At 41.1% G+C, this 11,715-nt stretch carries 11 protein-coding genes and 1 pseudogene; 7 read left to right on the forward strand and 5 right to left on the reverse strand.

The annotated features are described in order from the left end of the window. Window positions 1–22: 22 nt before the first annotated feature. Window positions 23–724, reverse strand: a complete 702-nt coding sequence (locus tag GNE10_RS01350) for a hypothetical protein (RefSeq protein WP_185563320.1) — start codon at window positions 722–724, stop codon at window positions 23–25. Window positions 725–1,213: 489 nt separating this feature from the next. Here GNE10_RS01350 and GNE10_RS01355 point away from each other — a divergent pair, with 489 nt between their 5' ends. The 4 genes from GNE10_RS01355 to GNE10_RS01370 all read left to right on the forward strand — a co-directional run bounded on the left by GNE10_RS01355 (window position 1,214) and on the right by GNE10_RS01370 (window position 5,244). Beyond that, window positions 1,214–1,411 (forward strand): hypothetical protein, encoded by a 198-nt coding sequence (locus GNE10_RS01355; protein ID WP_099072799.1) that lies wholly within the window; start codon window positions 1,214–1,216, stop codon window positions 1,409–1,411. Window positions 1,412–2,018: 607 nt separating this feature from the next. After that, window positions 2,019–2,375: a hypothetical protein gene (locus GNE10_RS01360; protein ID WP_185563321.1), complete on the forward strand. Its 357-nt coding sequence runs from the start codon at window positions 2,019–2,021 to the stop codon at window positions 2,373–2,375. A gap of 229 nt (window positions 2,376–2,604) precedes the next feature. Further along, a complete protein-coding gene (gene glgB / locus GNE10_RS01365; RefSeq protein WP_185563322.1) occupies window positions 2,605–4,899 on the forward strand; it encodes a 1,4-alpha-glucan branching enzyme in 2,295 nt (764 codons plus the stop codon). 114 nt (window positions 4,900–5,013) lie between these two features. After that, window positions 5,014–5,244, forward strand: coding sequence for a hypothetical protein (locus GNE10_RS01370; protein ID WP_260446709.1), 231 nt, complete (start codon window positions 5,014–5,016; stop codon window positions 5,242–5,244). Between the two features lie 370 nt (window positions 5,245–5,614). On the opposite strand, the gene GNE10_RS01375 is transcribed toward GNE10_RS01370, so the two are convergent. From GNE10_RS01375 to GNE10_RS01385, 3 genes and pseudogenes are all read right to left on the reverse strand, one after another. After that, window positions 5,615–6,388 carry a class I SAM-dependent methyltransferase gene (locus GNE10_RS01375; protein ID WP_311774778.1) on the reverse strand — a complete coding sequence of 258 codons (774 nt, stop codon included), beginning with the start codon at window positions 6,386–6,388 and terminating at the stop codon, window positions 5,615–5,617. A 3-nt stretch (window positions 6,389–6,391) separates the two neighbouring features. Further along, window positions 6,392–6,550 (reverse strand): annotated as a pseudogene (locus GNE10_RS01380) (transposase); the annotation flags it as partial. A 393-nt stretch (window positions 6,551–6,943) separates the two neighbouring features. Then, window positions 6,944–7,687 carry a response regulator transcription factor gene (locus GNE10_RS01385; protein ID WP_099070477.1) on the reverse strand — a complete coding sequence of 248 codons (744 nt, stop codon included), beginning with the start codon at window positions 7,685–7,687 and terminating at the stop codon, window positions 6,944–6,946. Between the two features lie 158 nt (window positions 7,688–7,845). Between GNE10_RS01385 and GNE10_RS01390 the strand changes: the two genes are divergently transcribed. Then, window positions 7,846–8,907, forward strand: a complete 1,062-nt coding sequence (locus tag GNE10_RS01390) for a YheT family hydrolase (protein WP_185563324.1) — start codon at window positions 7,846–7,848, stop codon at window positions 8,905–8,907. Window positions 8,908–8,911: 4 nt separating this feature from the next. On the opposite strand, the gene GNE10_RS01395 is transcribed toward GNE10_RS01390, so the two are convergent. After that, window positions 8,912–9,079, reverse strand: a complete 168-nt coding sequence (locus GNE10_RS01395) for a hypothetical protein (protein WP_180267479.1) — start codon at window positions 9,077–9,079, stop codon at window positions 8,912–8,914. 899 nt (window positions 9,080–9,978) lie between these two features. Here GNE10_RS01395 and hetI point away from each other — a divergent pair. After that, entirely contained in the window at window positions 9,979–10,698 is a 720-nt protein-coding gene (hetI, locus tag GNE10_RS01400; protein WP_185563325.1) for a 4'-phosphopantetheinyl transferase HetI, read from the forward strand. Window positions 10,699–11,186: 488 nt separating this feature from the next. Continuing rightward, a complete protein-coding gene (locus GNE10_RS01405) occupies window positions 11,187–11,696 on the forward strand; it encodes a hypothetical protein (RefSeq protein ID WP_099073047.1) in 510 nt (169 codons plus the stop codon). Window positions 11,697–11,715 lie beyond the last annotated feature (19 nt).

Genomic DNA, 11,715 nt, shown 5'->3' on the forward strand with positions numbered 1-11,715 from the left:
TCTCCCCCATCCCCTCATCCCCTCAATACCCCAACGGCGAGACTGTTTGTTGTTGAGGTTGAGGATTTGGTTTTGTGTTAGGCGATGCTAGTTCAGAGTTAGAAGATGCAGGAGGTAAGAAAATCATTCCTTCAGGAGTTGGCGATACCAGCCCTGTTTTTGACTGTTCTGCTTCCTGTGCCATTTTGTTTGTCAGCGTTGCGTTAGTTGTTGTCAAGAGCCGCTCATGACGTTGGAGATTTTGCAGTCTGCGATACGACTGACTCCAAAGCTCTTGAGAATACACTGTCCAGCCATAAACTGCAAGTGTCGCTGCTACTAACAAAAATGCCAAAACTGATGAATAACGATGAAAAGTGTATAAACGCAGCAACCATAAGGGTGTTGCTCCAGAACCAGACATGATGGGAAGACCAAGAAAACCTGTCTCTGGACTCTTGTTGCTTTGATTCGATTGGTCGTTAAGATTTGGCAGTTGTTGTCTGCCCAACTCTTTAGGTAATTTTGGCATTACTGCCTCATTCGTAGAAGAAATCGATAATTTTTTTGAGGAATGCTTTCTTGTTGTAGAGGATACTGGTGCCGCTGGGCTAATAGGTATAGAATCACTCTGTGCTGTTGACTCCAGACGCGCAGAACGTCGTCGCCTACCCAAAGAAAGAATTGAATCTCGCCAAAACCCAGTATTCTTTGTAGAAACAGTTGATTTACGAGCAACAACCATAAGTTTTTTTAGATGGAAAATACTCTACTTTCAATTGATTGTCTATTTTTGCTCAGGTTCAAATACCCTTATATGCAATAAACACAAATAACAGACTACACCCTTTTAACTCTTGTAATAGCTAGCTATATCAATGTTTGCATCCTCTAGATATTAGAATCTTGCAATCAGCGATTATAGACTGAATAACTGGCTCTTTAGATATATTGCACCTAAAGTATGGCAACGGATGGCCGTAAGGTGCAATACTCTGAGATAAAATTTTTGCTATGATAACTCAGCTGAGAAAACAATTTAGTGCTTTGGATTTTGCTCCTGAGTTCAAAAAACCAATCAAATGCCTGTACGATACCTAGTTTGAAAAACAATACCCCGAAGGATTGTTTTTTTAAGTATGTAGTCTTACAGCATTTAAAAAAAAGCAATAAATACGGTATCGTATTCAACAGGCGAAAAATTTTTCTAGCCACAATTGGTGAAAGAGGAGTTATGAAAACAAAAATCTTTGGTTTGGCTCTCATGTTAAGTCTGGCTGCAATGCTTGGAGCTTGTGAAGGTGGTGGTGAAAATGGTGGTACTGGTACTAGTACTCCAGCTGCTACAGGTGAACCAACAGACGCGCCTGCTACCCCCGCAGCTACCCCCGCAGCTACCCCCGCAGCTACCCCGACTGCTAGTCCTAAATAAAGCACTCTGAAAATTGATTTAAAGTCAGCCGAGAATAGCTTACTAACAAAGCTACTCACCAAAAACTTGAATTCATCAAGTTCACATAAAAGCTGCCGCTGTGTGTTCTAGTGTGAGAATTTTGTAGAGCTGATGTGGGAAACGCTGGTCTAGCTTGCTCATTCGTCGAGTAAGCACAATTGGCAAACTCCAAAAAATAAATTATTCCGGTTAAAGTGTTGACTGTTGAACGCCACTTGCTTTATTTTGGGAAACCCTAAGACCGCAGTGGCTCCAGTTCACAGTCAACAGTCAACACTTAAGAATCTTCTATGGAATATTTTTTGGCTTGGAACTCCCTTAGTGAAGTTGAGATTAAAGGAAGCCCGATCTCCGACTTCGTAGCAGAATTCAAAATTTCCAACTTCTGTACCCTTCTCCTGGCAAAGATGCTTCCCTTAGCCTGCATTTACGTAGAAGTACGAGATTTTACACCAATTTAAGAAGCCTATGTTTTAGGCTTCTTAAATATTGCTAAAATTCAACGCTTATTAACTAACAATTTCAGAATTTTTCCATGTCAGCATATTTTGACAACGCAGTGTAAGAGTTTGCTCCAACACCAGTTATGTCATCTCAGGTAAAATACTTATTATCAAATATTAAAATCAAAAAAATAGTACAATTAATTTTAGTAAATGTAATAATTACAACAATTGTATTGTTAAGTAGTTATAGGCGATCGCCAGTAATAGCATTACCACCCCCAGAGGACATACCAGAAGAGATATTACGGGCACAGATTATTATAGAAGGGCGATCGCCCATTGATGGTAGATTTTTGACTGCTGCCGAATATGCCCAGTTAGAAATACAGTTGCAACAGGCACCCCCACCAAAACTAGACCCCAAAATTCGCGACCAAATTTTTTTACTTCGTATACGTAAAACCCTACTCCAGTTTTTCCCATTTTTAAGTATTTAGTCAAAACCCTTCGGGTAGGGAAAAGGGGAAAGGTTAAAGGGAAAAGGAAGGATTTTCGCCTTGCCTCTTACCCTTTTCCCTTCTTTGCAATCCCCCATACCCAAAATACAGATAATTATTTCTGAGGTAGGATAACGATGGCGACAAAATTGCAAATAAATGTAAAGAATATATATAGATATTAAAAAAGTACGTTTAGTCAATCACGTTATTACACGTAGGTAGCTTCATGTCCATGACCACGATCGCTCCTGAACAGGTTAACCGCATCGTTTGGAACCAACATCACGATCCCTTTGAAATACTAGGTTCACATCCCATAGAACACAATGGCAAAACTGCCTGGGCTGTGCGAGCCTACCTACCAAATGCAAGTGCAGCATGGGTCATTCTTCCCGAACAACGGAAAGAATACCCAATGCAAGCAGTTCATCATCCCAACTTTTTTGAATGCACCATTGAAACCGCAGAACTGGCAAACTACCAATTACGGATTAAAGAAGGGGAACACGAACGTGTCACCTATGACCCTTACGCTTTCCGTTCTCCCAATTTGACAGACTTTGACTTGCATTTGTTTGGTGAAGGGAACCATCATCGAATTTACGAAAAACTGGGAGCGCACCCCACCCAAATAAATGGTGTCAAGGGCGTTTATTTTGCTGTTTGGGCACCCAACGCCCGCAATGTCTCCATTTTGGGAGATTTTAACTACTGGGATGGGCGCAAACACCAAATGCGTAAAGGCCCCACTGGGGTTTGGGAATTGTTCATTCCAGAAATTGGAGTGGGCGAACATTACAAATATGAAATCAAAAATTTTGAAGGCCACATTTACGAAAAATCCGATCCCTACGGTTTCCAGCAGGAACCCCGCCCCAAAACGGCATCCATTGTCACTGATTTAGATGCTTACACTTGGAATGACGAAGCCTGGATGGAAAAGCGGCGTCACAATGACCCCTTAACTGGGCCGGTTTCTGTTTATGAAGTACATTTAGGCTCTTGGTTACACGCTTCTAGTGCTGAACCAGCTAAACTCCCCAATGGTGAAACCGAACCTGTAGTTATTGTTTCCGAACTTAAACCAGGTGCACGCTTTTTAACTTATCGGGAAATAGCAGACCGACTGATCCCCTACGTTAAAGAATTGGGATACACCCACATAGAATTGCTACCCATTGCTGAGCATCCCTTTGATGGTTCTTGGGGGTACCAAGTAACTGGATATTATGCGCCTACTTCCCGATTTGGTACGCCTGAAGATTTAATGTATTTTGTTGACAAATGTCATGAAAACGAAATCGGCGTCATTGTAGATTGGGTTCCTGGTCACTTCCCGAAAGATGGTCATGGTTTAGCATTCTTTGATGGTAGCCACTTATACGAACACGCCGACCCCCGCAAAGGCGAACACAAAGAATGGGGTACTTTGGTATTCAACTACAGTCGCCACGAAGTCAGAAATTTTTTGATGGCAAATGCCCTGTTTTGGTTTGACAAATACCACATTGATGGGATTCGTGTCGATGCTGTGGCTTCAATGCTCTACAATGACTATTGCCGCAAACCAGGAGAATGGCTGCCCAACCAATACGGCGGCAGAGAAAACCTAGAAGCAGCAGATTTTATCCGCCAAGTAAATCACACTATCTTCAGCTATTTTCCGGGAATTCTCTCAATTGCTGAAGAATCCACTTCTTGGCCGATGGTTTCTTGGCCTACCTACACAGGCGGACTGGGCTTTAACTTGAAGTGGAATATGGGCTGGATGCACGATATGTTGGACTACTTCAACATGGATCCTTGGTTCCGCCAGTTCCACCAAAACAATATCACCTTTAGTATGTGGTATAACCACAGTGAAAACTTCATGTTGGCCTTGTCCCACGATGAAGTGGTACATGGCAAGAGTAACATGATTGACAAAATGCCGGGAGATAGATGGCAGAAGTTCGCCAATGTGCGTTGCTTGTTTACTTACATGTTCGCTCACCCAGGCAAGAAAACCATGTTTATGAGCATGGAATTTGGACAGTGGAGTGAATGGAATGTTTGGGCTGACTTAGAGTGGCATTTATTACAGTATGAACCACATCAACAGTTAAAAACATTTTTCCAAGATTTAAACCGTCTTTACCGTAGCGAACCAGCTTTGTACACCCAGGATTTTGCTGAGCCAGGGTTTCAGTGGATTGACTGTAGCGATAACCGCCACAGTGTAGTTTCCTTTATCCGTCGTGACAAGGATACTGAAGACTTTGCGATCGTGGTTTGCAACTTCACACCGCAACCCCATTCTCACTACCGTATTGGTGTACCCGAAAAGGGATTTTATACCGAGTTGTTCAATAGCGATGCCCGTCAGTATGGCGGCAGTAATATGGGGAACTTAGGCGGTAAGTGGACAGATGATTGGTCTTTGCACAGTCGTCCTTATTCCTTGGATTTATGTTTACCACCCTTGGGTGTGTTAATTCTGAAGTTGGATAAGGAGAAAACTGCTAAGGCATTGGAAGGTTAATTGAGGAGGTACTAGTCTGTCCCATTAGTTCTGAAAGGTTTGTAGTAAGCACTAAAGTGTTTAAAAATCAAGGGCTAAAGTCCTTACTACGGACATTTTTTTTCTACAAAATTAATGGAACAGACCAGTAGGGTTGTCAATAAATTACGAATTACTATGCCCTACAGTCAATTCACCATCGATAAAGTGAAACAAGATTTTCACTTAACTACTGTAGAAGCAGTTTGCTTTTTCCCAGACTCGATTGAACCAGTTACTTCAAGTCCCAGACTGCAAATTATTTTAGAGAATTTACCGTGGGCGATCGCAGTTGACACCAAAAAAGCGCGTTCTGAGGTGACATAGCTCTTGCAAAAGTGTTTTTTGCAAGAGTTGGGAAAAGGGATGCATCTTTATTGGGGAAGGGGACAATACAAAACCTTTACTCTTTCCCCCTGCCCCTTATCCCGACTTATGCAAGAAGTCTAATTCTCAATCCTGTACTTCTGGAAGTGCGACCTATCCACTTGAAAATAATCTTCTTTATTTTGTTTTATGGAAGGTTTATAGTCGTTAAACTCTTGAAAAATCAGATTATTTCGGGTGCTGAGGACTAATTATTTAATACTGTCCTCGCTTAAATTCCATATATAGACTTTTTGACCTACTCTGCAACGCATCAAACAGGGGTATTTTTTGTGCGGAATTTCGTGCAAAAAACATGACAGTAGCATTATCAAGTTGAAGCATCTGTGAGGTTAAATTCTAGCATCCGATATGCACCTTCAAAAAATGGCATCTCTCGATGAAATCCATACAATCTGTCCCATTCACCGGATTGAATGTCTGAACGCAGATGTTCGACGTACTCATGTTCGATGTCCTTGTCGATGAACCCCCAAGCAGACTGCGCTTGACGAACTTCCTCTTTCAGGAAAAACTCAGGTCTACCATAAAAAGCTTCTTGAAATCCATCTGTGCAATCAAAGGGTATCCTGATTTTTGATACTTTGGGTGTACTACCCAATATTGAAGAAATAGTACCAAGGACAGGATACCTCTTGCTCTCCACTTCCACCACTTTAGGAAAATAATTGACATTCCAGAAGTCTGCTAGTCTTTCTGGATCGTAAGTCAGAATCACGATTTTGCTTCGAGTAACTCGCTTGATTTCCTCAAGCCCCGCCTTCAAGTCCGGCCAGTGGTGTATTGTCAAGATGGCCAAAGAAACGTCAAATGACATATCCTCGAATGGCAAGTTATCTGCAAAGGCATTTATCGCGGGATTTCTTCCGAGAGCAAGTCGCTTCTTTCGCATAACAGAAGACGGCTCAACTGAAATCACATATTTATCTTGTGGTTCATAGGAACCGGTTCCTGCTCCAATATTTATAACGGTATTGAAGTCAACAAGAGCAGACTGAACATATGAGAATATTCGTTTATCAGCCCTTCTGACTTGTGCATAGTCATGTTTATTATTGTCATAGTCGAATGCTGGATTTTCGATTTTCATCTTTAATAATTTGCTACGAATAGTCCCAACAGTAGCATTTTGTAATTCGGTTTTAGTTAAACATTTTTGACACAAAGCATTAATCAAAACGTAAGCTATGGAAGAAAACCATAAACGTAATTGATTTCTGGCAAATGTATGGGTGCTTGTTTCATTGCCAAGTTATTACAAAATTTGGTAGCGTCCACCGAGAATTTGGCCTATCATCTCAGAGGATGTTTGAAAAGTCATGATTGATGTATCAAATATTTTTACCCTACCCTAACCCTCTCCTTATAAAGGGGAGCCACTGCGTTGGACGGGTTCCCCGGCTTGAAGCAAGTGGCGTGAGGGAACTAGATTTTATTGTTTCCCCCCTTACCAAGGGGGGATTAAGGGGGGTAATAAAAATCACAATTAACCACTTTTCAAACAAACTCTCAGTCACCAATGTATCCTGCAATTTTGATACCATTTATCTTTAGGATTCTAAAAATATAGAGACGTTGCAATGCAACGTCTCTACAAGTTGGAAAATCTCACTTACTACTCAGAACTGCTGCGGTGATTTCATTCCACCACTGTTACAGAAGCTCCCTCGGCGGCTGGAGGTATACTCGGTAACTCTAGACAATATCCTGCACCATACACTGTCTTGATGTAGCGGGGGTGGCGGGGATCTGGTTCTAGTTTGGTTCTTAGGTGACGAATATGGACGCGAATTGTTTCGATGTCGTCATCAGGGTCGTAACCCCAAACTTCTCTGAGGATTTCGCTGGGAGAAACTGTTTGACCGTGGCGTTGCAACAAGCAGTGAAGTAGCTCAAATTCCAAGTGAGTCAATTTCACTGTTTCGTTGAACCATATCGCCTCAAATCTTTCAGGAACGAGGGTGAGTGAGCCGTAGTTGAGGATTTCGCTGTGCTTGGCTGCTTGGGGAATGCGGTCTGTACGCCGCAAAAGTGCCCGCACCCTTGCTAGCATTTCTTCAACTTCAAAGGGCTTGGTGAGGTAGTCATCTGCGCCGGCGTTAAAGCCTTCTACCTTGTCCTGGGTTTGGCTCAACGCCGTTAACATTAACACGGGAATCTCGGCGGTGCGATCGTCCCGGCGCAGGCGTTGGCAAACTGTAAATCCATCCACTCTAGGCAGCATCAGATCGAGCATGATCAAGTCTGGTTGTAGCTGGAGAGCCAGCGCTTGACCTTTGATGCCGTCCTCAGCTTGACTAACATCGTAGCCAGCCATTTCCAAGTTGACGGCAACTAGTTCTGAAATCGCTGGGTCATCGTCTATGACAAGAATCCTCGGCATTCTTAAAAAATTATTACTACTTATTAAGGATAAATAAGAACCTTTGATAGATACAAAGATTTTTAAATCGTTTCTAAAAAAGATTTTAAATCTTACATAAATATTAAGATTAAATGACGGTGAAATCAAGACTCAAATATTACGAAATCCTATAGTCTATGATGTGTTATACTCCCTCCTACAATCCGTCTTGGTTTTTACAAAACGGTGCCCTCATGACTGTATACACTGCTTTGTGGGGAAAACGTTATTGGGAAACTACCATTGAACATCCAGAACCGTCCTATCACGAACAAATCTTTATTGGCAGTGAAGGTGTGCCAATTTTTGGCTTGGTTGCCATCCCAGAAAATGCCCGTGGTACGATTATCGGCACTTATGGGATTACCGGAGAGTTAGAAACACAATGGTATTTGAGACTGCTAGGACGTAAGGCTTTCGCTTTAGGGTATGCTGTGGTGTTATTTGATTGGCGGGCCCACGGCAAAACAGCCCAATTATCGCCTACTTTGACTTCCGATGGCCTTTATGAGGGGGAAGATTATGTTCGCATTGCTGCGGCTGCCAAAGCAATGGGATGTCCGGGAAAATTTTGGTTTACAGGGTTTTCTTTGGGTGGACAATTGGCGCTGTGGGGGGTAAAAGTTGCTGGGGAAGTAATTAGAGAGTATGGGGATTTAGAGTTAGAAGATAGCGATATTGGCGGTGGTATGGTAATTTGTCCGAGTTTAGATTCACAGCGATCGCTATCTTATCTAGTTACAAAACCTTTCGGCAGATATATAGAGGCGGGAATTGCCAAAGATTTAAAAAAACTGGCGTGGCGATTACACGAAATACATCCCGGAAGCTTTGACCCTGAAGCTATTGAACGAGCAAATAGTATCTGGGGATTTGACAATGAATTGGTAATTCATCGATTAGGTTTTCCTTCTGTGGAGGCATACTATCAAGCTAGTAGTGCTTTGAAAATATTGCCCCAAATATCAAAACCAACGTTGATTATTTATGCCGGCGACGATCCACTTTTTGACCCGGCTATTATACCGGAATTGGAAGCAGCTTGCGATGATAATCCAGCAATAGATTTGTTACTCACTCAATACGGCGGTCATGTTGGTTATGTGAGTAGTAAACAATGCCAGCAGCAATTAAAAGACCCTGACATTTGGTGGGCATGGAATCGAATTTTAGAATGGTTAGAACAAAGAATTGACTAGAAATTTACCACAATATAGTCGGTATCCCAGCAATAACAGAAGCAATACCTGTCCAGAGAGTAAAGCGTTCAATATCTAGTTCATCCAAAGCAACGCTCATTTGCTTAATTGCTAATAGTAGCGCTGTTAGTAGCACCACAAAGAAGCCAAGGTATCCCAAATTAGCGATCATTAATCCTCACTATCTCTAGAAAAATTAATTCTAATAGATTTTTAACAAGCTTTGACTAAGTTTTTTTGTTCCAGATTTAACAGTTTATGGGAAAAATTATTTACCAGCTAACAGATATTTACTTCAGATAGCCAAATCATTGTTTCATAATCAACTCGACTGATTTCTGGTTCTGTTTGTATAGGCATCTTGAGTAAATATTTCCAGCTACCTGACTCAAATCGGTAGTTGTTAATGATGCCTTACCTACCCATAGAACCTACTAGGTTACTATTGGAAAATTTAGGTTATACCAAAATACTTAGAGACATAATTCCTAATTTCTGTGAGTAATAGCTAATGTTCTAACCAAAAGAAAATTGACTATTCTCTGTCAAGGGTTTTAATGTAGTCTCTTTCAGAAGATTTAAGTTAACTTCAGTATCGTACTTCTAGAGTCATAAAAAAATTACATATATTGACAGCAATAAATGACAATATTGTTCATGAAAAGCGATTCCAGCTACTGTAACTCAGTATTCAGTAGTTGTGTTTACAGCATAAGTTAACATCTAATGAATCTTCTGGTAGATTTTAAGAGAAACAAGCGTAGTTTTATAGACATTGAGAGCGATCGCCATTACTAAGCTGAGAAAATATTAAGTTTTATATTGATTTTTTGGGAATATATTTTTTTAACTCTTACTTATGGCTAAATTATAAAGCTAAAACCCTCTTGCCTCATGACTTGAAAGCAGGGAGTAGGGAATGGGAAAAGACCGCTTTCATATTTGACTATGAAACTTGCTTCATCTTGAGTGCCCCCTGCCTTATCTTCAGGATAAATATACACGCAGACCTATTTAAACCAAATCCATTGATAATAATTGTCGTAAACTAACAACTAGAGTACAACTTCCTTGACTGCTCCTAATCATCTCTGGCTACCTGCACCGACAGATTTAAATCTGTTACCCGATGAAATTCATGTATGGCGTATCAAACTTAACCAACCAGAACCACAGTTACAAAATTTAAGAAATACCCTTTCCAGTGACGAAATTACTCGTGCTGAACGATTTCATTTTCCACAACACCAACAGCGTTTCATCGCTGGGCGTGGGATTTTGCGGAGTATATTATCCCGTTATTTGGGTATTAAGCCATCAGAAATTCAGTTTAACTATCAACAGCGTGGCAAACCAGTATTAGCAGAAAGATTTGTCAAGAGTGGACTAGAGTTTAACTTGTCTCACTCCCAAGAATTAGGGTTGTGTGCGGTGAACTGTCAGCGTGAAATTGGTGTAGATTTAGAATATATTCGTCCCGTCTCAGATTTAGAAGCTCTTGCCAAACGGTTCTTTTTACCGAGAGAATATGAAATGCTGCGATCGCTTGCTTCAAACCAACAGCAAGAAGCATTTTTCCGTTACTGGACTTGCAAAGAAGCTTATTTAAAAGCAACCGGCGACGGACTCTCCCAACTAGAGGAAGTTGAAGTATTCCTCACTCCCACAGCACCAGCCAAGTTACAGATATCCCAAGATTGGAGTCTTTTTGAATTAGTACCTGCTAATAATTATGTTGCTGCCGTTGCAATAGCAAATTCTGGTTGGGATTTAAAATGTTGGCAGTATTAATGGGTATGGGGCAAAACCCTTTGGGTAGGGAAAAGGGAAAAGGGAAAAGGGAGAAGGAGGGATCTTTCCTTTCCCATTGGTGTCAACTTCAGGTTAAACTCTTGCCCCTCAATCCCCTCCCCGCAAGCGGGGAGGGGAGGTTTTGGCTTTAGACAAAACCGGGGTGGGGTGATTCCGGATTAGTTAATAATTGAGTAAGTTTGCTCTAACGTCATTACAAGGGTTTTACGTTAAGTTAACACCAATGTACAGCTGTAGGCCCCTACTTATGGGATTGCTAACACTAAAATTGAGCTTTTCCATAGATAAAATTAGTTTTTAAAGGTTTTTAATATTTCTTAAATCTCTTTAAAATAACTTGGGATTGAGTGAAGAATTAAGAGCGATCGCCCTCTATAATTGGCAATCAATGTAAAGGTTAATTGATATTTGTTGTCAAAGTAACTGTTGAAGTTAGAAACTAAGAATACAACACAGGCAATTATTATATGACTGCTATTTCTAACGTTGCATTCAAACGGCCAATTTGGCAAACCGCTATCATATTGACTTTGGGCTTTTGGCTCAGTGCAAGCCTAGTTTTGGACTGGGTAATTATGCCTAGCCTTTATCTTTCTGGGATGATGAACCAAGGTGGTTTTACTACAGCTGGCTACGCGATTTTTTGGAATTTTAATCGTATGGAATTATTATCTGCTGCTGTAGTCTTAACTGGAGCGCTAGTTTTAAGTAAAACGCAATTTCAAAGGGGTATTAGCAGTATTGTGATATCTGTGCTGCTGCTGAGTGTAGCTGTGCTTGACACCTACTTCTTGACTCCGCAAATGTGTGCCATTGGAATTCAGCTAAATTTATTTGAAGCTGCTGTTGCTATTCCATCAACAATGGGTTTACTACACGGTAGTTATTGGCTACTGGAAGTAATTAAGCTGGTAGCAGGTAGCCTGCTTTTAAGCTGGTACTGGCGCGATAAAGTTTCGCTCAATGGTGACATATAACGCCGAAAATGCCCATTTT

The organism is Nostoc sp. 2RC (genome assembly GCF_014222165.1).
Lineage (GTDB): Bacteria > Cyanobacteriota > Cyanobacteriia > Cyanobacteriales > Nostocaceae > Nostoc > Nostoc linckia.